The sequence below is a fragment of the Streptomyces sp. NPDC002306 genome (genome assembly GCF_053593435.1).
In genome coordinates this window covers 1-22,448 of record NZ_JBSFCK010000060.1, presented here as the reverse complement: position 1 = coordinate 22,448, position 22,448 = coordinate 1, and the positions used below count along the sequence as shown (strand labels likewise).

Here is a 22,448-nt window from a genome sequence, read left to right as displayed (position 1 = left end):
CGGGCCGCAGGCCGCAGGCCGCAGGCCGCAGGCCGCAGGCCGCAGGCCGCAGGCCGCAGGCCGCAGGCCGCAGGCCGCAGGCCGCAGGCCGCAGGCCGCAGGCCGCAGGCCGCAGGGGATCTCAGCCCGTGAGCCCGACCAGGTTCGGGATCTCCTGTGTCGCGTACCACAGCAGTTCGTGGTCCTCGGCCCCGTCCACCACGAACTGCGCGTCGTCGTCACCCGCGTCCGCCGCCGGGAGCGCCTCCGCCGCGGCCGTCACGTCCGTCTCCGCGTCCCCCGCGTCGACGTGCACCGCGGCCGCCTTGCGCAGCGCCACCGCCCCGGCGATCCGCACCTCGCCGAGCGCGGCCGGGTCGAGCCCCCGGTCGGGGTCCGCGGCCGCCGCTCCGTCGGGGACGTCGACGGCGACCACGACCCGCCGTCGCGCCGCCGCCGTGTCCGCCGCGAGCAGCCGCAGCGAGGCCAGGGCGGCCCGGTTCAGCGCCGCGTACTCCAGTTCCTCGACGTCGTCGGAGAGGTACCACTCGCGCAGCCCCGGCGTGACGGCGTACGCGACCAGCGGTCCCGCCGCCAGCTCACCCGTCTTGTACGCCTCGGCGAGACCGGAGAGGGTCAGGGGGACGTAGACGCGCATGGCTGGCCGCTTTCATGGGTCGAGGGTTCGGACGACCCCGGGGAGAGCGGTCGCCGCGCCTCCCGGAGGGCCTTCAGGATACGTGCGGGAGTCCCCCTTCGGGTTCTCGCCCACCGCCCCGCGCACGTCCACCCGGCGCACCGGAACTCACCCTGAGCGCGCCCACCGGACCGGGCCGCACGCCGTCCCGACCACCCGGATAGGTGAACCTGCCGCGCCCCTCGCCACGGGCGGCCGCTTCCTTGCCGCTCCGGTCCTCGATCCCGTACAAGATCCCCAACCGCAAGTTACCCACCGGTATCACCTGGGCCAGAATCCTTCGCCCGCGCCGTGGCACCGCTGGACCCATGGAACGGGGACTCACATGGACACCGTGAACAGCGCGACCGACATGACCCGCGTGACCAGCGTGACCACCATGACCGATACGGACAAGGTGATGACCAGGACCCGCCGTCACACCGGCAGCCGCCCGCCGGTCCGTCACGACACCCGCCGCCCCGGCGGCGCCCCCACCCGCACACCTCCGGGAACCGGCCCCTCCCGCACCCCCTCGACCGCGACGGCGACCTCTGCCGCCGCTGCCGCTACCTCCGCAAGCGCCACGGCCACCGTCACCCGCCGAACCGTCCCCGCGTCCCCATCCGGACCCGTCGTACCCGTCGTACCCGTCGCGCCTGACGCGCCCGTCGTGCCCGTCCAGATCCCCCGCAGGCCGGTTCCGCAGCCCCGCCCCACCGATGTCTTCGCCGAGCGGCTCCTCGCCGTGCTCAGCGGCCTGCGCCCCGTCCACTGCATGCTGCGGCACACCCTCGGCCGCGCCTACGACGAACTGGCCTGGCTCGCCGAACGCGGCCCCCTGCGCACCACCCGCGGCACCCGCCCCGTCGTCCGCGACATCGGCTACTACGTCCCCCGCCCCGGCGCCATCGAGGCCTTCGCCCGCATCAGTGCCGGCGACCGGCTGCGCGCCATGGCCTTCCGCCTGGAGCTCGGCGCCGACCGGCGCTGGCGCTGCACGGCGGTGGAACTCGGCGGCCCGCGCAGGCCCCGCACGGACGAGGACTGAACCGGCGTGCGCAACCCGCCCACGCCGAGGGGCCGGGCACCCCGAAGGATGCCCGGCCCCTCACGACCCACTGCTCAGGTCACTCCCGCCGCCCGCTCCTCACGGAGCGAACCGCGCGTCACTTCTTGCGACGCCGCCCGGCGGCACGCCCCTGCTTGCGGCGCTCCGCGCGGGTGAGGCCGTCGGCCTCCGAGCGCACCGGCTCGTCGTCGTCGGCGAAGTCGCCCTCGACGATGCCGCCCTCGCCGTCCACGGTGGGCGCGGAGAAGTGCAGCCGGTCCCGGCGCTGCGGGGCCTCCAGGCCCTTGGCGCGGATCTCGGGACGCGAACCGGACTGCGCCGGCACCACGTCCTGGGGCTCCTTGTCCAGCGACGGCTGGGCGTCCGCGACCGGGACCTCCTCGACCTGCTGCTCGACCTGGACCTCCAGGTTGAACAGGTAGCCGACGGACTCCTCCTTGATGCCCTCCATCATGGCGGTGAACATGTCGAAGCCCTCACGCTGGTACTCGACCAGCGGGTCCTTCTGCGCCATCGCGCGCAGGCCGATGCCCTCCTGGAGGTAGTCCATCTCGTAGAGGTGCTCGCGCCACTTGCGGTCGAGGACCGACAGCACGACCCGGCGCTCCAGCTCGCGCATGATCTCGGAGCCGAGCTGCGTCTCGCGCGCCTCGTACTGCTCGTGGATGTCGTCCTTGATGGACTCGGAGATGAACTCGGCCGTCAGACCGGCACGGTCACCGGCCGCGTCCTCGAGCTCCTCGATGGTGACCTTCACCGGGTAGAGCTGCTTGAACGCGCCCCACAGCCGGTCGAGGTCCCAGTCCTCCGGGAAGCCCTCGGCGGTCTCCGCGGAGATGTACGCGTCGATGGTGTCGTTCGTGAAGTGCTGGATCTGCTCCTGGAGGTCCTCGCCCTCCAGGACGCGGCGGCGCTCGCCGTAGATGACCTCGCGCTGGCGGTTGAGGACCTCGTCGTACTTCAGGACGTTCTTACGGGTCTCGAAGTTCTGCTGCTCGACCTGCGACTGGGCGGACGCGATCGCGCGCGTGACCATCTTGTTCTCGATCGGCACGTCGTCGGGCACGTTGGCCATCGACATCACGCGCTCCACCATCTGCGCCTTGAACAGCCGCATCAGGTCGTCGCCGAGGGAGAGGTAGAACCGGGACTCGCCCGGGTCGCCCTGACGGCCGGAACGACCGCGCAGCTGGTTGTCGATACGACGCGACTCGTGCCGCTCGGTACCGAGGACGTACAGACCGCCGAGCTCCTCGACCTCGTCCTTCTCGGCCTTGACCGCCTGCTCGGCGCGCTCCAGGGCGGCGGGCAGGGCCGCGGCCCACTCCTCGATGTGCTCCTCGGGGTCGAGGCCGCGCTGGCGCAGCTCGGCCTCGGCGAGGTCCTCGGGGTTGCCGCCGAGCTTGATGTCGGTGCCACGGCCGGCCATGTTCGTGGCGACCGTCACCGCGCCCTTGCGGCCGGCCTGGGCGACGATCGTCGCCTCACGGTCGTGCTGCTTGGCGTTGAGCACCTCGTGCTGGACGCCGCGCTTGCTGAGCTGCTGCGAGAGGTACTCGGACTTCTCGACCGAGGTGGTGCCGACCAGGATCGGCTGGCCCTTCTCGTGCTTCTCGGCGATGTCGTCGACCACCGCGTCGAACTTGGCGACCTCGGTGCGGTAGATCAGGTCGGACTGGTCCTTGCGGACCATCGGCTTGTTGGTCGGGATCGGGACCACGCCGAGCTTGTAGATCTGGTGGAACTCGGCGGCCTCGGTCATCGCCGTACCGGTCATTCCGGAGAGCTTGTTGTAGAGGCGGAAGAAGTTCTGGAGGGTGATCGTGGCGAGCGTCTGGTTCTCGTCCTTGATCGCCACCCCTTCCTTCGCCTCGATCGCCTGGTGCATGCCCTCGTTGTAGCGGCGGCCGGCGAGGATACGGCCGGTGTGCTCGTCGACGATCATGACTTCGCCGTCGATGACGACGTAGTCCTTGTCCTTCTTGAAGAGCTCCTTGGCCTTGATGCCGTTGTTCAGGTAGCCCACGAGGGGGGTGTTCACCGACTCGTAGAGGTTGTCGATGCCCAGCCAGTCCTCGACCTTGGAGACACCGGACTCGTGGATGGCCACGGTGCGCTTCTTCTCGTCGACGTCGTAGTCACCGGTCTCCTCGAGGCCCTTGAGCGGGTTGCCCGCCTCGCCCCGCTTCAGACGTGTGACCAGCTTGGCGAAGTCGCCGTACCACTTGGTGGCCTGGTCGGCCGGGCCGGAGATGATCAGCGGCGTACGGGCCTCGTCGACCAGGATGGAGTCGACCTCGTCGACGATCGCGAAGTTGTGACCGCGCTGGACCAGCTCGTCCTGCGACCACGCCATGTTGTCGCGCAGGTAGTCGAAGCCGAACTCGTTGTTCGTGCCGTACGTGATGTCGCACGCGTACTGCTCACGACGCTGGGCCGGGGTCATGTTGGCGAGGATGCAGCCGACCTCGAGGCCCAGGAACTTGTGGACGCGGCCCATCATCTCGGAGTCGCGCTCGGCCAGGTAGTCGTTGACCGTGATGAGGTGGACGCCTTCTCCGGAGAGCGCGTTCAGGTAGGCCGGCAGCGTGCCGACCAGGGTCTTGCCCTCACCGGTCTTCATCTCGGCGACATAGCCGAGGTGCAGCGCGGCACCGCCCATCATCTGGACGTCGTAGTGGCGCTGGCCGAGGACGCGCTTGGCGGCCTCGCGCACGGTGGCGAAGGCCTCGGGCAACAGGTCGTCCAGGCTCTCACCGTCGGCGTAGCGCTGCTTGTACTCATCGGTGAGGGCCCGCAGCTCGGCGTCGGAGAGGTCGACGAAGTCCTCTTCGATGGACTTGACCTGGTCCGCGATGCGGTGCAGCTTGCGCAGGATCTTGCCTTCGCCTGCACGCATGATCTTCGAGAGGACGGACACGGGGCTTGGTCTCCTTGCCGGTCGGGCCTGGGACGGTCGGTTTCCGTTTGACTTGGTGAGCAACGGCCATCGTATGCGAGGACACCACCACGCCGGGAGGCCTGCTGTCACGACGAGCGCCGTCTTCCACCGGGACAACGGCCGGGGTCCGCCGATGGTGCCGCGTCCCGTCGACGAATTGCGCGAAGTGTGATCACCCGCTCACGCTCCGCCGAGGTATGGCGCCCCTCGCGCGAACGCGAGCAGAATCGGCCGATGGAACCCGTGACCCTGACCACCGGCCGCCTGGTCCTGCGCACCGTCGGCCCGGACGACAGCGACGCGGTGTACGCCGCCGCCCAGGACCCCGACATCCAGCGCTGGACCACGATCCCCTCGCCCTACCTGCCCGAGCACGCCCAGGGTTTCACGCGCCGGCTGGTCCCGGCCGGCTGGGCGGACGGGTCCATGTGCACGTTCGGCGTCTTCCTCCCCGAAGGCGGACTGGTGGGCATGCTCGCCCTCACGATGCGCTCCCTGGGCACCGCGGAGATCGGCTTCTGGGCCACGAAGGAGCACCGCGGCAACGGCTACACCACCGAGGCCGCCCTGGCCGCCACCCGCTGGGCCTTCACCCGTCTCGCGGTCGACCGCGTCGAATGGCGCGCCGAGGTCGGCAACCACGCCTCCCGCGCGGTCGCGGAGAGCACCGGCTTCACGATCGAGGGCACGCTGCGCTCCGCGATCAACAACAAGGGCGTACGACGGGACTGCTGGGTGGGCTCGCTGCTGCCGTCGGACCTGGGGCTGCCGTCGACGGCGCCTTACCTGCCCGCGCCCGCCCCTTCGGCGTAACCGCGGTCTCTCCGGCGTAGATCGCCGCACTCCTTCCGGCACGGCCGAGCCCCTCCGGCGCGGCCGCGGCGCCGGCCGCGCACCGCTCCTGGACGCGCCGCGGGTCACGTGTCCGGCCGCGGCCCGCATGTCGGGCGAATCCGCTGGTCACGCCGTGTTGTCAGTGCCACCCCCTATCGTGCGGAGACATGACGACCCCGCGCCCCACGCACCTCTCGGCTGACGACGCCCGTCGCATCGCGCTCCGCGCACAGGGCTTCCTCGGCGCCCCCGACCGCCGGGCCGGCGTCCGCGGTGTCCTCCGTCACCTCGGCGCGGTGCAGCTCGACACCATCTCGGTCCTCGCCCGCTCCCACGAGCTCATCCCGTACGCCCGCCTCGGCGCCGTGGGCCGCCGGACGGTGGAGGACGCCTACTGGACGGACACCCACGCCTTCGAGTACTGGTCGCACGCCGCCTGCGTCCTCCCCATCGAGGAGTGGCCCCACTTCGCCTTCCGCCGCCGCGCCTACCGCGGCCGCCCCCACTGGAACCACGACCTCCCCGACGGCACCTACGCCCAGGTCATCAAACAACTGCGCGCCGAGGGCCCTCTCACGGCGACGGAGCTGGGTGGCGCGAAGAAGACCAGCGAGTGGTGGGACTGGTCCGGCACGAAGGTCGCTGTCGAGCGCGCGCTGATGTACGGCGAGGTGGTCTGCGTCGAGCGCCGCGGCTGGAAGCGCGTCTACGACCTGGCCGAGCGGGCGATCCCGGCCGCGCTGCTGCACGACGAGCTGGACGACGCCGAGTGCGTGCGCCGCCTGGTCCGGCTGGCCGCCGAGTCCCTGGGCGTCGGTACCCGCGCGGACATCGCCGACTACCACCGGCTCAAGGGCGAGCAGTTCGACGCCGTGATCGCGGACTCGGGCCTGGTCCCGGTCACGGTGGAGGGCTGGGGCAAGCCCGCGTGGGCGGACCCGGCGGCGCTGGAGAGCGTCCCGCGCGGCCGCCACCGCACCACGCTTCTGTCGCCGTTCGACTCGCTGGTCTGGGAGCGGGCCCGCACAGAGCGGATCTTCGGCTTCACCCATCGCCTGGAGGCCTACGTCCCCAAGCCCAAGCGCGTCTACGGCTACTTCGCGATGCCGGTCCTCGCCGGCGGCCGGCTGGTCGGCCGCGTGGACCCGGCCCGTGAGGGGCGCACACTCGTCGCCAAGCAGGTCTCCCTGGAGGGCGCGAGAGCGGTCCCGGCGGTGGCCGAGGCGCTGGTGGAGGCGGCGAGCTGGGTGGACTGCACGGACGTGCGCGTGGAGCGGGTCGACGCGCCGGAGCTGCGCGAACCCCTCACCAGAGAGCTCACCCGCGCCCTCGCCTAGAGCCGGATGCCGGGCGCGGCACCGGGCCTTCGGCACCCGGGGGCCGCGCACCGCGCCCCTAGGCCGGTCCGGTCCGGCCGATTCGGTTCCGGGCCGATCCGGTTCCGGGCCGACGGTCCGGGTCCCGCCTGCCGATCCGGTCCGATCCGATCCGGTCCGGCCGCTACCGGATCTCGAGGATCTTCTCCCGCATCGCGTACACCACCGCCTCCATCCTGGAGTGCAGTTGCAGCTTCTCCAGGATGTTGCGCACGTGGTTCTTCACGGTGTTCTCGGAGATGAACAACTCCTTGGCGATGTCCCGGTTGTTCATCCCGGTGGCGACGAGCTTGAGCACCTCCAGCTCACGGTCCGTCAGCCGCGGCGCGGGTACCAGACGGCGCTCGTCGGTCCGCTGGATCATCGACTTGAACTCGGTGAGCAGCTTCGACGCCATGGAGGGGCTGATCTGCGACTGCCCGTCAGCCACCGCGCGGATCGCGGTCGCCACCTCGTCCGTGGAGATCTCCTTCAGGAGGTAACCCGTGGCGCCGGCCTTGATCGCCTCGTAGAGATCCGCTTCCTCGTCGCTGATCGTCAACATGATGATCTTGGCGCTGGGTGCCACCTCCTTGATGGAGGTGCACGCCTCGATACCGCCGCGCTTCGGCATCCTGACATCCATCAGGATGATGTCCGGCAGCAGGTCGGCGGCCTTGTCGACGGCCTCGGCACCGTCCCCCGCCTCGCCCACGACCTGGATGTCCTCCTCGGCCGCGAGCACGATCTCCAGGCCACGGCGGAACAGGGCGTGGTCGTCCACGACAAGGACTCTGATCGGTTCCTTACGTGAAGTGCCCGCGTCCGGGCCCATGACGACGACACCGTCGGCATCGCCGTCATGCATCGGTCCGAAGCTGTCCGCCATCGTTCCTCCCCCTGAAGGCTGTGGCCGGTCCTGTGCCACCGCCAACCCAAGGCAACGGCCCACCGGTTGAGCCGTTGTCCCCCATGATTTCATGCCCGGACCGCAAAACGGTGACGGAGCGGCACGCCGAGCGGGCGCACATCGGTGCCCCTGGGGGCGCACGCGCGCTCCAGGGGCACCGCCTCAGCTGTCATCCGTGAAGGTCAGCCACCCAGCGCACCGCCCGCGTCGGGGGAGTGGGCCTGGGTCACCATCGTGTCCGTGCTGAGGTGGATCACACCGTAGTCGTACGCGTGGCGCCGGTAGACGACGCTGGGGTCCTTGGTCTCGGAGTCGACGAACAGATAGAAGTCGTGTCCGACCAGCTCCATCTCGTAGAGAGCCTGGTCGAGCGTCATGGGGGCGGCGACGTGGGTCTTCTCCCGGACCACCAGGGGGCCGTCACCCTGCACTTCCAGCGAGCCGATCTTCTTCGTGGGGACGCTGTTCGAGTTGTCCGTCGGGACGGGATGGCCGTTGCCGTTGAGCGTCGCCACTCCCGGGACGTGGTCGGCGACCTCCGCCGCCGTGAGCCGGCGAGCGCCGCGGCGCGTGTACCGCTTGTCGTGCTGCTTGCGCAGCCGGGCGTCCAGCTTCTCCGCTGCCAGGTCCAGCGCCGCGTACGGGTCGCTGGCCGCCGCCTCCGCCCGGATCACCGGACCGCGGGAGCGGAGCGTGATCTCCACTCGGTCACAGCGGTCGGCCTGTCGGGGGTTGGGCTCCTTGGACACCTCGACGTCGAGGCTGATCACCTTGCCATCGAGCTTCTGGATCTTCTCCAGGTTCAGCTTGTCGGCCACGTGCTTGCGGAACCGCTCGGGCACCTCGGTCTTGCGGCCCTTGACGACGATGTCCACGCAGAACTCCGTTCCCGGATCGCCCCGCATCAGCGGCGGAGCATCTCCCTTTTGCACCACCAGGTTCCGGTGAGGTCCGGAACCTCGGACTCGGTGACGTCCACCTCCTCCTCCCCCATGGGCAAGATCTACACCCCCGGCGCTGCGGCCGATAGCGCAAAACCACAGCGCGGCATTCGGATATGCGAAGGGTGGCCTGCGGCTTTCCCTCACAACCGAACATATCTCGCCCGGACGGATGTCGTCACCCTCTACCGCTGCGTACCTCCGTTCAGGTGAATTGACCGTCTCATTACCTGCAACGATGCAAGTTCGCAGTCAGTTCCGGTTTAATTCGAAAGAATCTGACGGTGCGGCGATCACGGCGGCGCAGATCAGACCGCGGATGCCGTTCGGCTCCGCACCTGCCCACCCGGCCCGTTCCCGATCTTCTCTCCCTTCGGTCGTCCCGTCCGTTCGTTCCTCTCTGCCTTCCCGACCTGTCCGCGGATACACGGGCGGCACCCCCACGAACCCGTGACCGACCACCGCTTCCGGCCTCCCGTCCGCACGCGCCCCCGAGATCTGCGCCCGGACGGCCCGCGCCGCCTCGGCGAGGGAGGCGCCGGTCGTCATCAGGTCGTCGACGAGCACGACCGGCCCGGCGCCCAGCAGTCGCCCCGCGCCGGGCGCCACCGCCAGCGCGTCCGCGAGATTGTCCAGCCGCCGCCGGGAGTCGAGCCCCGCCTGGTCGGCCACCTCCCGCCGCTGCCGCAGCACGGCGAGCACCCGGGCAGGCGTCCCGGCCCGCCGCAGCTCACCGGCCGCCGCGAGGGCGACCCGCCGCGTCGGGTCGTGTCCGCGCGCCCGCACCGCACGCCGCCCGGACGGTACGGGAACGAGCAGCACCGGCGCGTCCCCCTCCGTACGCGGGCCGCGCCCGACCCCCGCAGCGGTCCCGCACGCCCGCGCCCCGACCCCCGCAGCAGCCCCGCCCGCCCGTACCCCGGCCTCCGTCCCGCACGCCCGCGCCCTGGCCTCCGTGAGCCCCGAGCGCACGGCTCCCGCCAGAGCCGTGCCGAGCGGCCCCGCGAGCGCCAGCGCGCCCCGTTCCTTGTGGGCCAGCAGCACGGCCCGCACCTCGTCCGCGTACCGGGCCGCCGCGTGCACGCTCGGCAGTCCGGACGGCTCCGGCACCGGTCGTACCCGGCTCGGTGCGCCCCCGCTCAGGGCGGCACGGCACTCGTCGCAGAGCACCGTGCGAGGCCGTCCGCAGCCTCCGCACTCGGCCGGCAGCACCAGATCGGTGAGGTCCCGCCACCACCCCCGCATGACCACCACTGTGCCCACACCGGCGCGACCTGACCAGGCCTGTGGAAAACACCCTGTGGAAAACTCCGCGCAATGCCACAGGCCGGTCACCCGCACGAGCAACGGCAGCCGTAAAAAGCGGATGGCCGCCTCCGCACGGGGAATCCCCGAACGGAAACGGCCACCCGTCCCACTCTCACTCCCGGGCGCGTTCCCTGATTCCCCTCCCCCGGCCCGCTGCCCGAATCCGGTCGCCGAATGTCGTTCCGGAATCCCTCCCGAAATGACTCCGGCCGTCGGCGGACCGAAAGCCGAGCCCACCGAAACCCCGGACCGAGCCGAACCGGGCCGGCCGACCCGGAGCCGACCTGCCGCTAGGCCTCGCTCACCCAGGGCAGACCGACCCGCTCCCCCGCACAGACCACCCGCCCATCCCGGACGGACCACCCAGCCCGTCCCGGACGGACCACTCCGCTCACCCCGGATAGATCGGCGCCGACCCGTCCTTGACCACCTTCTGCCACTGCGCCCCGGTGGGCAGCCGCACGATCCCGTCCTCCGAGTACGCCACCAGCGGCAGCCGCTCGTCCTCCGCCGCGGCAATCTCCTTCACGCCGGTCAGGGCGGCGGGCGCGGGCCCCTCCGGCACGGAGCCGTCGACCTGGACGTACCGCATCTGCTGCACGCCCCCCTGCTCGCGTCCGACCACCACGAGCCGGCTGTCGGCGGCCCACGCCATGGTCGTGACCTCTTCCAGCTCGGTGGTCGCGGAACGCAGTTCGAGGACCGAGACGATCGGTCGCTCGCCGTCCTTCTCGTCCCGCTCGATCCGTCCGATGAGCAGGGACCCCTTGCCGTTCTTCTCCACCACCAGCGCGACCCGCACCCCGTCGGCGGCCACCCGTACGTCCCTGATGCGCCCGTCCAGTCCCGGCGTACGCACCTCCAGCGGCTGGCCCGCGCCCTGCTCCAGCAGCAGCAGCCGCGGGCCGGCCGGGTCGCGGTCGGCCACCCAAAGGTCACCCCGCGCGTCCCAGCTGGGCGTCGTCAGCCGGTCGGCCTCGGTCTGGCCCTGGCTGCGCAGCACGGGCTCCCCGAGCGAACTGCCCGAGACCAGCGCCCCGACGTACAGCGTCTTGCCGTCGAGAGCCACGCCTGCCGCCATGTGCTCGTCCCGCGACACGGCCGCCGCACGCAGTTCCTTGGCGCCCTCGCCGAGCGCCCCCGGCACCGCCTCCGCCTTGGTCTCGCTGCTGCCGGCCGGGATCCGCACCAGCCGGTGCTTGCCGTCGACGAAGTACAGGTACTCGGCGCGCTTCGCCGAGCCCCGGGAGGCGACGGTCGTGGCCCGGTCCTCGCCGAGCGAGCACAGCCGGGTGCCGCCCGCCTGCAGCTCGACCTCGTCCACCGCCGGGGTGAGGTTCTGCAACGTGAACAGGAGCTGGGCCGCCATCTCGTCGCACTGGGTCTGCCCGACCCGGGCGGCCTTGGCGTTCAACGGCACGGTCAGCGTGTTCTGGTCGTCGGGCGTCAGCGAGGTGACGCCCTTCGCCAGTGCCGTACCGGTGGGAAAGCTCGACCTGACCACGGGCCGCAGCCAGCCGGTCGGACCGTTGAGCAGGGAACGCACCATCTCCGTCATCGGATCGACGCGCTCACGCACGTACACCGGATCGGCGACGGCCGCCGACTGCCCGTTCGACTCCGCGGCGCCGTCCGAGGCATTCGAAGCGTTCGAAGTGTTCGAGGCGAAGTAGTACTTGTTGACGGACATGTAGTTGCGCTCGAAGTCCGACTTGCCCATGACGACGCCCTGCGGCAGTGCGTCGATGCGCCACTGCCCGGTCTTCTGGTTCTTCGTGAGGTGCACCGGCTGGCTGTAGCGCCCGGAGGCGGGCGCGTAGGCCTGCTGCGCGTCCACCCCGGCGACCGAGGTGCCGGTCAGCGTGAACGTCAGGTCGTCGCCGTCCACCCGGCCGCCCGCGGGCCCGGCCTCGGTCCCCGGGCCGTCCGCCAGGACCGTGGTGGCCGCGTCCGGCCGCCACGTCTGCCTGGCCTCACCCGTCAGATACTGGCGGGCCGTCGCGTAACTCGGATCGTCGCTGGTCAGCGACTCCAGAAAGCCCTGGACGATCTCCGAGGGCGGCGCGTCCTCCCGCGGCGGCATGGCGAACACCCGCACCTGGGTGTCCTGACGCGGCGTCGACTCGACACCGCGCAGGTCCCCGTCGTCGGGCATCGACGCACACCCCGCCAGCACTACGACGCCACAGGCGGCGTAGGCCACCGCGCGTCCCGGCATCCGCCGGGCGCCCCCCTCGCGGTCAGCGCCCACGAAATGCCTCCCCATGCTCGTCCGCGTCCTGCGGCCCGGTGTCCCGGCGGGACGCGACCGCCTCCACAGCGGCCGGTTCGTCGTGTCTTCGCCCGGCCGGACCGGGCCGGGGCACCACGCGCGCGCCGTTGCCGGGCAGCGCCGTCGGGTCGGCCGTGGCCGCCGCGGCGGACGGCCTCGGCCCCAGCGGTGCCCTTGAGGACGACGCCTGGTCACCGGTCTGCTGCATCGGCACGGTGGCGGCCTTCTCCGCTCCCCCACGCGGCAGACCGGCCTCGTCGAGTCCACGGTTGCGCCGCGAGTCCTTGGGCTCCAGCGGTATCGGCGAACCCCGCAGCGGCTCGTCCGCGGTGCGCGGCAGCGTCAGCCGGAACTGCGAGCCACCGCCCGGCTCGCCCCACGACTGGAGCCAGCCGCCGTGCAGCCGCGCGTCCTCCAGGGCGATCGACAGCCCCAGACCCGTACCACCGGTGGTACGCGCGCGTGCCGGGTCCGCCCGCCAGAAGCGGCTGAAGACCCGCGTCGCCTCGCCGGGCTTGAGCCCGACGCCGTAGTCGCGCACCGCGACCGCGACCGCCCCGCCCGCCGAGGCCAGCTTGACCACGACGTCCCTGCCCTCGCCGTGCTCCACGGCGTTGACCACGAGGTTGCGCAGCACCCGCTCCACCCGCCGGGCGTCCGCCTCGGCGACGACGGGCTGCTGGTCGCCGACGACCCGTATCGTCGTGCCCTTGCGCTCGGCCAGCGGCTCGGCGCCGCTGACCACCCGCCGCACGACCTCCCTGAGGTCTATCGCCTCGGCCTCGAGCGCCGCGGCGCCCGCGTCGAAGCGGCTGATCTCCAGCAGGTCCGCGAGCAGCGTCTCGAACCGGTCCAGCTGGTCGGCGAGCAACTCGGCCGACCGCGCGGTCACCGGGTCGAAGTCCACACGCGCGTCATGGATGACATCGGCGGCCATCCGTACGGTCGTCAACGGCGTGCGCAGCTCGTGCGACACGTCGGACACGAACCGCCGCTGCATCCGCGACAGGTCCTCCAGCTGCTGGATCTTCAGCTGGAGACTCTGCGCCATCTTGTTGAAGGCCTCGCCGAGCCGCGCGATGTCGTCCTCGCCGGTGACCTTCATCCGTTCCTGGAGGCGCCCCGCGGAGAGCCGCTCCGCGATCCCGGCCGCCATCCGCACCGGCGTGACGACCTGCCGCACCACGAGCCACGCGATGGCCCCGAGGAGTACGACGACGAAGAGACCGGCGGTCGCGAGCGTGCCCTTGACCAGGCTCAGGGACTTCTCCTCCTGCGTGAGCGGGAAGAGGTAGTACAGCTGGTACGGGTCGCCGTTGGGGTCGTTGACCTGCTTGCCGATGACCAGCGCCGGCTGTGACTCCTTGCCGTCGCCGTTGTACTTGATGCGGGTGTACTTCTGCGCCGCCGCCGTACTGCTGTCGATCCGCGCGCGCAGGTCCTCCGGCACGCTCGCCGTCGGGTCCACGCCGCCGGAGGCACGCGGTCCGCGCCCGCCGCCGCTCTCGTCGCCCGCCGGGAGGGTCACCACGTCGAAGGCGCCCTGACCGCCGCTGGAGAGCGACGACACCAGGTTGCTCATCCACTCGATGACGTTCTGGGAAGGCCGGCCGTCCACCGTGGAGGCGTCGCCGCTGTCGGTACCGGCCGCCGCCTCGTCGGCCTTCTGCTTGGCGACCGCGAACCCGCCCGTGGCCTGGCTCTGCGACGCCTTCACCTTCGCGTCCAGCAGACCGTTGCGGACCTGTCCGATGACGACGAAGCCCAGCAGCAGGACGACGCCCAGCGACATCAGCAGCGTCGTGACGACGACCTTGAGCTGGATGTTGCGCCGCCACAGCCGCATGACGGGCAGCAGCGGCCGGCGCACCCAGCGCATGAACAGCCGCAGGACCGGACTGCCCTGGACCCCGCCCTGGAGCAGACCGCCCTGCCACAGGCGTCCCCAGCGGGAGCCCGCGGCCTTCCGGCCGACAGGCCGCCCGGCTCGGGCCCCGTTGCGCCCGGGCGCCGAAGCGGCACTGTCACCGGACATGTCAGCTCGGTCCTGCCTTGTAACCCACGCCACGGACGGTCACCACGATCTCGGGCCGCTCCGGGTCCTTCTCGACCTTCGAGCGCAGCCGCTGTACATGCACGTTGACCAGACGGGTGTCCGCCGCGTGCCGGTAGCCCCACACCTGCTCCAGCAGCACCTCGCGCGTGAACACCTGCCACGGCTTGCGGGCCAGCGCGACCAGCAGGTCGAACTCCAGCGGCGTCAGTGCTATCGACTGCCCTTCCCGCTTCACGGAGTGACCGGCCACGTCGATGACCAGATCGCCGATGGCGAGCTGCTCCGGCGCCGGCTCCTCCGACCTCCGCAGCCTCGCCCGGATCCGGGCGACCAGCTCCTTCGGCTTGAACGGCTTCACGATGTAGTCGTCGGCACCGGACTCCAGGCCCACCACGACATCGACGGTGTCGCTCTTCGCCGTGAGCATCACGATCGGCACCCCGGACTCCGCCCTGATCAGGCGGCACACCTCGATACCGTCCCGACCGGGCAGCATCAGGTCCAGGAGCACCAGGTCGGGCTTGCTCTCACGGAAAGCGGCCAGCGCCTTGTCGCCGTCGGCTACGAAAAACGGCTCAAAACCTTCACCACGCAGCACAATGCCGAGCATCTCGGCCAGTGCGGTGTCGTCGTCGACGACAAGGACTCGTCCCTTCATAAACGACATCATCCCATTCTCATAACGGTGAAGGAGGTGCAGGTGAGCAGGGTCACCGGCCAGTGACGATAGTCGTACTCGGCCGTCACTGTCTGCCCTCGACCACCGACACCGCCCTCCACGCCGGTGTCCGGCACCGGACGGGCGGCTTCCCGGCCGCCCCCGAGCGGCCATTTCCCGGCACTCGGCCCCCCCGTACGACCGCCCCGGACCCCCGGCCCGAACGACCTCGGTCCCCCGCCCGAACGCCCCGTCCGATCATCGCGCCGGAACGCCTCGCACCTCCACCCGCGCCCTCCACCCGCGCCCTCGGCCCCCGCCCCGGCCCGATCGCCTCAGCCCATCGTCGCCTGACGCGACCTGGCGCACAGCTCCGCCAGCGCCTCGGCCGTCACGGGCGAGACGACACCCTCCTCGGTCACGATCGCCGTCACCAGCTCCGGCGGCGTGACGTCGAACGCCGGGTTGTACGCCTGCGTTCCCAGCGGCGCCACCGGAATCCCGCCGCCGCCCGCGCCTCCCACCTGCACCTGCGGTGCTGTGAGCTCGGTCACCTCGGACCCGGGACGCTGCTCGACCTCGATCGCCGCCCCGTCCGGCGTCTTCGGGTCCACCGTCGTCACCGGCGCCACCACCACGAACGGCACATGGTGGTACCGCGCGAGCACCGCGAGCGGATAGCTGCCCACCTTGTTCGCCACCGACCCGTCGGCCGCGATGCGGTCGGCCCCGATCAGCACCGCGTCCACCTCACCCGCCGCGAACAGCGAACCCGCCGCGTTGTCCGTGAGCAGCGTGTACGCCATGCCGGTGCGGGCCGCCTCGTAGGCGGTCAGCCGAGCGCCCTGAAGCAGCGGACGCGTCTCGTCCACCCACAGGCGCCGCAGCCGCCCCACCCGGTGCGCCGCGAGAGCCACCGCGAACGCCGTGCCCTCCCCGCCCGACACCAGCGATCCGGTGTTGCAGTGCGTCAGCACACGATGCCCGCCACCCGGCAGCAGCTCGTCGAGCAGCGCCAGCCCGTGCGCGGCCATCCGCGCGCTGGCCTCGGCGTCCTCCCGGTGCAACTGCCGCGCCGCCGCCAGCGCCGCCTCGGCCGCCTGCCGCTCGTCACCGGCTCCGCCGAGCGCGGCCACATATGCCGACCGGGCCCTGTCGACCCCGACGGACAGGTTCACCGCCGTGGGCCGGGCGCCGGCCAGCGCGGTCGCCGCGTCGTCCACGTCGAACCCGCGCGCGGCGGCGAGCGCGACCCCGTACGCCCCGGCGATGCCGAGCACCGGCGCCCCGCGCACCGCGAGCGAACGGATCGCCTCCACCAGCGCGGACGCGTCCGTACAGACCAGTTCGACCTCCTCGGCCGGCAGCCTCGTCTGGTCCAGGAGCACCAGTACCGGGCCTTCGGGTGGCTCTTCCCAACGGATGACGGGTATCTCGGTCGGCCGTTTGTCCTCGCCGGATTGCGCGTACTGATCAGCCATGCGGTCAGTCTGCCCCGTATCCGGCGGACAATTGAAGGTGTGCAGCCCCTACCGCGGCCGGTCACCCGATGACCACCCCATGGCACGATGTCTGCCAACCTTCCGCCACGACCGCGGACGGGCACCGTGAAGGAGCGACGATGAACGACACTCCGGGCTGGGCCTCGCCCGGATCCGCCCCGTCCGACGGGCAGGAACCCGGCGCCGCCGGCCCTGCCGAGCCCGCCGACCGACCCGGTCCCGCACAGCCCGCGGACCGGCCGCACACAGACCCGCAGGACCCCGGCGCGAAGTGGTCCCAGGTCCAGCCGCCACCCGCCCAGTGGTCCGCGCCGACCGGCCCGCAGCACCCCGGCCAGGCCCCGCCGCCCCCGCCGCCCGGCCCGGGCTGGGGCCACCAGCCGCCGCCCGGCCCCGGCTGGGGCAACCAGCCCCCCGGTCCCCGGGGCTACCCCGGCCCCGGCGGCCACCCCGGCTGGGGAACAGGCTGGGGCGGCCCGCCGCCCGCCGCCAAGCCCGGCGTGATCCCGCTGCGCCCGCTCGGCGTCGGCGAGATCCTCGACGGCGCGGTCTCCACCATGCGCACCCACTGGCGCACGGTGCTGGGCTTCTCGCTGGCCGTCGCGGTCATCACGGAGACCGTCGTCGTCCTGCTGCGCGGTCTCGTCCTGGACGAGACCGCCGGCACCGAGGCCCTCGACGACCCGAGCGCGACCCTGAGCGAGGTGACCCGCGCCCTGGGCAACTCCCTGCTCAACTCCGGAGTCCTCCTGCTGATCTCCCTGATCGGCACCATCATGGCGACCGCCCTGCTCACCGCCGTCACCAGCCGCGCGGTCCTCGGCAAGTCGGTGACCATGAGCGAGGCCTGGCGCGACGCCCGCCCGCAGGTGGCGAAACTGTTCGGCCTGATCTTCCTGCTCCTGCTCATCACGTTCGGCGTCGCCCTCGCGGGCACGGTGCCCGGCATCCTCGTCGCCGTCGCCGGAGCGGGCGCGGCGGGCGCCGGCCTCGCCGTCCTGGGCGGCCTGGGCTCCAGCCTCGTGGCCCTGTGGCTGATGGTCCGCTACTCGCTGGCCTCGCCCGCGCTGATGCTGGAGAAGCAGAGCATCCTGAAGTCGATGAGCCGCTCCACGAAGCTCGTACGCGGCTCCTGGTGGCGCGTCTTCGGCATCCAGCTGCTCGGCACGTTCATCGCGAACGTCATCGCCGCGATCGTCGTCGTCCCCTTCACCTTCCTCGCCGCCGCCCTCAGCGGAGGCGGCGTCTCCGGCTTCCTCACCAGCAGCACCGACTACGGCTGGACGTTCCTCGTCATCAGCGGCATCGGCGCGGTGATCGGCTCCATGATCACGTTCCCGATCAGCGCGGGCGTCACCGTGCTCCTGTACATCGACCAGCGCATCCGCCGCGAGGCCCTCGACCTCGACCTGGCCCGCGCCGCGGGCGTCCAGGACTACGGCACCACCGGCGCCACACCAGGGAGCTGATGCGGTGAGCCCGACGGGGGGAGTTCTCACCACGGTGCCGGCCCTGCCCCGCACCTTCGACACGGCCGTACGGTCCCTGCTGCGCGCCGGCGACACCTCTGTGGTGTCCCTGGCGCGCTCCGGCGACGAACCACCGGTGACCATCGGCCGGGACCCCGCCCGTGAGGCGGCCCGGCGCGAGCTGTCCAAGGGCGTGTACCACCAGAACGACCCCAGCCTGTTCGAACGCGCTCTGAACGCCTTCTGGGACTGGCTCGGCAAACTCCTGAACGCCACCTCGACCGCGACGCCCGGAGGAACCCTCGGACTGATCGTGATCATCTTGGCCGTGATCGCCGTACTGGCCGCCCTCTGGTGGCGCCTGGGCACCCCCCGCCGACGGCCCGTCTCCTCCCCCGCCCTCTTCGACGACCGCCCCCGCACCGCCGCCGAACACCGCGCGGCCGCCGAGGCCCACGCCGCCCAGGGCCACTGGAACCAGGCCGTCCAGGAGCGCATGCGGGCCATCGTGCGCTCCCTGGAGGAACGCGCCCTCCTCGACATCCGCCCCGGCCGCACCGCCGACGAGGCCGCCGCGGAGGCGGGCCGCGCACTGCCCGACCACACGGACCGGCTGCGCACCGCCGCGCGCGACTTCGACGACGTGACGTACGGCGGACGCAGCGCGAGCGAGCAGTCGTACCACCGCATCGCCGAACTCGACCGCGCCCTGGAACGCACCAAGCCCGCCCTCGCGGGCAGCGCACCCGGCACGGCCCGCAACGCCCGCCAGGGAGCCGCCGAATGACCCTCGAGGCCACGCTCCCGTCCACCTCGGTCTCGCCCACCGCCCGCGGACTGTGGACCCGCGCGCGAGGCATCGCACTCGCCCTCGTCGTCCTCCTGGCAGGGGCCGTCGCGATCGCGGTCGTCCACTCCGACACCCGCCACGGCGGACTCGACCCACGCTCCGTCGACCCCTACGGCAGCCGCGCCGTGGCTGCGCTCCTCGCCGAACGCGGCGTCGACACGCGCGTGGTGACGACCCTGGCGCAGGCCCGCGCCGCGGCCGCACCGGACACCACCCTCCTGGTAGCCGTCCCCGACCTGCTGACGCACGGCCAGCAGAGCCGGCTGCGCTCCGCCACCACCGGCACCGGCGGCCGCACCGTCCTCGTCGCCGCCGGCAGCTGGTCCGTCGAAAGACTCGCACCCGGAGTCACCGCGGACCCCGCCACCAGCGTCGGCTCCACGCTGCCCCCGGCCTGCGACCTGCCCGCCGCCCGCCGCGCGGGCACCGCCGACACCGGCGGCATCCGCTACACCACCACCCACCTGGACGCGGACGAGTGCTACCCCAGCGAACGCCTGGCCACCCTGCTCCGCGTCCCGGACGCCTCCGGCGGCGGTGACACCGTCGTCCTCGGCGCGCCCGACATCCTCTACAACGACACCCTCGACGAGCAGGGCAACGCCTCGCTCGCCCTGCAACTCCTCGGCTCCCGCCCCCATCTGGTCTGGTACCTCCCCTCGCTCTCCGACGACTCGGTCACCGACCCGGACGACGAGAAGAGCCTCTTCGACCTGCTCCCGTCCGGCTGGCTCTGGGGCACCCTGCAACTGTTCTTCGCCGCGGCCCTGGCCGCCCTGTGGCGGGCCCGCCGATTCGGCCCCCTCGTGCCCGAAAGACTCCCCGTGGCGATCCGCGCCTCCGAAGCCGCCGAAGGCCGCGCCCGCCTCTACCGCAAGGCGAACGCCCGCGACCGCGCGGCCGCCGCTCTTCGCTCCACCACCCGCACCCGCCTCGCCCCCCTGGTAGGCGTCCCCGTGACCCAGGCGCACGCGCCCGAGGCCCTGCTCCCCGCCCTGTCCGCCCACCTCCACGGCGACGGACAGTCCCTGCACTCCCTGCTCTTCGGGCCGCCGCCCAGCGACGACACGGCCCTGATCGCACTCGCCGACCAACTCGACGCGCTCGAAAGAGAGGTACGCCGTCCATGATGGCCCCGACCACTGACAACGCCGGGTACACCGGGGACCAGGGCAACGCCCGCAACTCCCTGGAAGCCCTGCGCGCCGAGATCGCCAAAGCCGTGGTCGGCCAGGACCCCGCCGTGACCGGCCTCGTCGTCGCCCTCCTCTGCCGCGGACACGTCCTCCTCGAAGGAGTCCCCGGAGTCGCCAAGACGCTGCTCGTCCGCGCCCTCGCGGCCGCCCTCGAACTCGACACCAAGCGCGTCCAGTTCACTCCGGACCTGATGCCGAGCGATGTGACGGGCTCCCTGGTCTACGACACCCGCAGCGCCGAGTTCTCCTTCCAGCCCGGCCCTGTCTTCACCAACCTCCTCCTCGCCGACGAGATCAACCGCACGCCCCCCAAGACCCAGTCGTCCCTCCTCGAAGCCATGGAGGAACGCCAGGTCACGGTCGACGGCACCCCTCGCCTCCTCCCCGACCCCTTCCTGGTCGCCGCGACCCAGAACCCGGTCGAGTACGAGGGCACCTACCCGCTGCCCGAGGCCCAACTGGACCGCTTCCTGCTCAAGCTGACGATCCCTCTGCCCTCCCGCCAGGACGAGATCGCCGTACTGACCCGCCACGCCGAGGGCTTCAACCCGCGCGACCTGCGCGCCGCCGGCGTACGCCCCGTGGCAGGCCCGGCCGACCTGGAGGCGGCGCGCGCCGCGGTCGCCAAGACGACGGTCTCCCCCGAGATCACGGCCTACGTGGTGGACATCTGCCGCGCCACCCGCGAGTCCCCGTCCCTCACCCTCGGTGTCTCCCCACGCGGCGCCACCGCCCTCCTGGCCACCTCACGCGCGTGGGCCTGGCTCACCGGCCGCGACTACGTCATCCCGGACGACGTGAAGGCCCTCGCCCTGCCCACGCTCCGCCATCGCGTCCAGCTCCGCCCGGAAGCGGAGATGGAGGGCGTGACGGCCGACTCCGTCATCAACGCGATCCTCGCCCACGTTCCCGTCCCGCGCTGATGGCACTCACCGGACGCGCCGCCCTCCTGGCGGCACTGGGCTCCGTCCCCATCGGCATCTGGGCCCCCGGCTGGACGGGCATCCTCGCCGTGAACGGCCCCCTGGCCCTGGCCTGCGCCTGCGACTTCGCCCTCGCGGCACCCGTCCGACGGCTGGGCCTGACCCGCTCCGGCGACACCTCGGCACGCCTCGGCGAGGCCGCCGACGTCACTCTCACCGTCACCAACCCCAGCCGACGCCCGCTGAACGCCCAGCTCCGCGACGCATGGCCGCCGAGCAGCTGGGAGCCCGGCACGGAAGGCCCGGCCTCCCGCCACCTCCTGAAGGTCCCCGCGGGCGAACGCCGACGCGTCACCACCCGGCTGCGTCCCACCCGTCGAGGCGACCGCCAGGCGGACCGCGTGACGATCCGCTCCTACGGCCCCCTGCGTCTCTTCTCCCGGCAGGGCACCCACCGCGTCCCCTGGACGGTGCGTGTCCTGCCGCCCTTCACCAGCCGCAAGCACCTCCCGTCCAAGCTCGCCCGTCTGCGCGAACTCGACGGCCGCACCAGCGTGCTCACCCGGGGCGAGGGCACAGAATTCGACAGCCTGCGTGAGTACGTCCCCGGCGACGACACCCGTTCCATCGACTGGCGCGCCACGGCCCGCCAGACCACCGTCGCCGTACGCACCTGGCGTCCCGAACGCGACCGCCACATCCTGCTGGTCCTCGACACCGGCCGCACCTCGGCCGGCCGCGTGGGTGACGCCCCACGGCTCGACGCCTCGATGGACGCGGCCCTGCTGCTGGCCGCCCTGGCCTCCCGCGCCGGCGACCGAGTCGACCTGCTCGCCTACGACCGCCGGGTGCGCGCCCTCGTCCAGGGCCGCTCCGCCGGCGACGTCCTGCCGTCCCTGGTCAACGCGATGGCCACCCTCGAACCCGAACTGGTCGAGACGAACGCCCGCGGCCTCACGGCCGCCGCTCTTCGTACGGCCCCCCGCCGCTCCTTGATCGTGCTGCTCACGACCCTCGACGCGGCCCCCGTCGAGGAGGGCCTTCTCCCGGTCCTCCCTCAGTTGACCCAACGCCATACCGTGCTGGTGGCCTCGATCGCCGACCCGCATATCGCCCGTATGGCGACGGCACGCGGCGACACGGACGCGGTCTACGAGGCAGCGGCCGCCGCTCAGGCCCGGTCGGAACGCCATCGCACCGCGGAACAGCTCCGCCGGCATGGCGTCACCGTCGTCGACGCGACTCCCGACGAACTGGCCCCCGCCCTGGCGGACGCGTACCTGGCCCTCAAAGCGGCAGGACGCCTCTGAGACGACACGGCCCACTCGGCCGACCGGTGACAACTGGGCGGATGGCGGGCGCATCCCTGGTACGGAATGCGCCCGCCATCCGCCCGCTCTCTTCGAAGCACAAACGCAGAAAACCCCCGGCCGGTTATCCCGGCCAGGGGTTCTCTCACAATTTGTTCGGCGGCGTCCTACTCTCCCACAGGGTCCCCCCTGCAGT

General features: G+C 72.1%; 17 protein-coding genes. 8 read left to right on the top strand and 9 right to left on the bottom strand.

Annotated features, from left to right (window positions below):
* Positions 1–121 precede the first annotated feature (121 nt).
* Positions 122–637, bottom strand: a complete 516-nt coding sequence (locus ACWCQK_RS39170; RefSeq protein ID WP_451163587.1) for a DUF6912 family protein — start codon at positions 635–637, stop codon at positions 122–124.
* A gap of 418 nt (positions 638–1,055) precedes the next feature.
* Between ACWCQK_RS39170 and ACWCQK_RS39165 the strand changes: the two genes are divergently transcribed.
* A complete protein-coding gene (locus ACWCQK_RS39165) occupies positions 1,056–1,706 on the top strand; it encodes an Rv3235 family protein (RefSeq protein ID WP_451163589.1) in 651 nt (216 codons plus the stop codon).
* Between the two features lie 118 nt (positions 1,707–1,824).
* Here the strand turns inward: ACWCQK_RS39165 and secA are convergent, their stop codons facing one another.
* Positions 1,825–4,647: a preprotein translocase subunit SecA gene (gene secA / locus ACWCQK_RS39160; RefSeq protein ID WP_451163585.1), complete on the bottom strand. Its 2,823-nt coding sequence runs from the start codon at positions 4,645–4,647 to the stop codon at positions 1,825–1,827.
* Between the two features lie 255 nt (positions 4,648–4,902).
* Here secA and ACWCQK_RS39155 point away from each other — a divergent pair, with 255 nt between their 5' ends.
* The gene (locus ACWCQK_RS39155) at positions 4,903–5,481 is read left to right on the top strand and encodes a GNAT family N-acetyltransferase (protein ID WP_451163583.1); all 579 of its coding nucleotides are present in this window, start codon (positions 4,903–4,905) and stop codon (positions 5,479–5,481) included.
* Positions 5,482–5,669: 188 nt separating this feature from the next.
* Positions 5,670–6,839, top strand: a complete 1,170-nt coding sequence (locus tag ACWCQK_RS39150; RefSeq protein ID WP_451163581.1) for a winged helix-turn-helix domain-containing protein — start codon at positions 5,670–5,672, stop codon at positions 6,837–6,839.
* Between the two features lie 163 nt (positions 6,840–7,002).
* On the opposite strand, the gene ACWCQK_RS39145 is transcribed toward ACWCQK_RS39150, so the two are convergent.
* The 7 genes from ACWCQK_RS39145 to mtnA form a co-directional block, all read right to left on the bottom strand.
* Positions 7,003–7,746, bottom strand: a complete 744-nt coding sequence (locus ACWCQK_RS39145) for a response regulator (protein WP_451163579.1) — start codon at positions 7,744–7,746, stop codon at positions 7,003–7,005.
* A 203-nt stretch (positions 7,747–7,949) separates the two neighbouring features.
* Positions 7,950–8,642, bottom strand: coding sequence for a ribosome hibernation-promoting factor, HPF/YfiA family (hpf, locus tag ACWCQK_RS39140; RefSeq protein WP_451163577.1), 693 nt, complete (start codon positions 8,640–8,642; stop codon positions 7,950–7,952).
* Between the two features lie 318 nt (positions 8,643–8,960).
* The gene (locus tag ACWCQK_RS39135; RefSeq protein ID WP_451163575.1) at positions 8,961–9,953 is read right to left on the bottom strand and encodes a ComF family protein; all 993 of its coding nucleotides are present in this window, start codon (positions 9,951–9,953) and stop codon (positions 8,961–8,963) included.
* Positions 9,954–10,407: 454 nt separating this feature from the next.
* Positions 10,408–12,267: an LpqB family beta-propeller domain-containing protein gene (locus ACWCQK_RS39130; RefSeq protein WP_451163573.1), complete on the bottom strand. Its 1,860-nt coding sequence runs from the start codon at positions 12,265–12,267 to the stop codon at positions 10,408–10,410.
* Positions 12,257–14,323, bottom strand: coding sequence for an MtrAB system histidine kinase MtrB (gene mtrB, locus ACWCQK_RS39125; protein ID WP_451163571.1), 2,067 nt, complete (start codon positions 14,321–14,323; stop codon positions 12,257–12,259). The genes ACWCQK_RS39130 and mtrB overlap by 11 nt, the downstream gene beginning before the upstream one ends.
* A gap of 1 nt (position 14,324) precedes the next feature.
* Positions 14,325–15,014 carry a two-component system response regulator MtrA gene (gene mtrA / locus ACWCQK_RS39120; protein WP_451163570.1) on the bottom strand — a complete coding sequence of 230 codons (690 nt, stop codon included), beginning with the start codon at positions 15,012–15,014 and terminating at the stop codon, positions 14,325–14,327.
* A gap of 323 nt (positions 15,015–15,337) precedes the next feature.
* A complete protein-coding gene (gene mtnA, locus ACWCQK_RS39115) occupies positions 15,338–16,483 on the bottom strand; it encodes an S-methyl-5-thioribose-1-phosphate isomerase (RefSeq protein ID WP_451163568.1) in 1,146 nt (381 codons plus the stop codon).
* Between the two features lie 140 nt (positions 16,484–16,623).
* Between mtnA and ACWCQK_RS39110 the strand changes: the two genes are divergently transcribed.
* The 5 genes from ACWCQK_RS39110 to ACWCQK_RS39090 are packed head-to-tail and all read left to right on the top strand — an operon-like array spanning position 16,624 to position 22,252.
* A complete protein-coding gene (locus ACWCQK_RS39110; RefSeq protein ID WP_451163566.1) occupies positions 16,624–17,973 on the top strand; it encodes a hypothetical protein in 1,350 nt (449 codons plus the stop codon).
* A 4-nt stretch (positions 17,974–17,977) separates the two neighbouring features.
* Positions 17,978–18,760, top strand: a complete 783-nt coding sequence (locus tag ACWCQK_RS39105) for a DUF4129 domain-containing protein (RefSeq protein ID WP_451163564.1) — start codon at positions 17,978–17,980, stop codon at positions 18,758–18,760.
* The gene (locus ACWCQK_RS39100; RefSeq protein ID WP_451163562.1) at positions 18,757–19,953 is read left to right on the top strand and encodes a DUF4350 domain-containing protein; all 1,197 of its coding nucleotides are present in this window, start codon (positions 18,757–18,759) and stop codon (positions 19,951–19,953) included. The genes ACWCQK_RS39105 and ACWCQK_RS39100 overlap by 4 nt, the downstream gene beginning before the upstream one ends.
* Complete coding sequence (locus ACWCQK_RS39095; protein WP_451163560.1) at positions 19,953–20,942, top strand: AAA family ATPase; 990 nt, start codon at positions 19,953–19,955, stop codon at positions 20,940–20,942. The genes ACWCQK_RS39100 and ACWCQK_RS39095 overlap by 1 nt, the downstream gene beginning before the upstream one ends.
* Complete coding sequence (locus tag ACWCQK_RS39090) at positions 20,942–22,252, top strand: DUF58 domain-containing protein (RefSeq protein WP_451163558.1); 1,311 nt, start codon at positions 20,942–20,944, stop codon at positions 22,250–22,252. Before ACWCQK_RS39095 ends, ACWCQK_RS39090 begins: the two co-directional genes overlap by 1 nt.
* Positions 22,253–22,448: the final 196 nt, after the last annotated feature.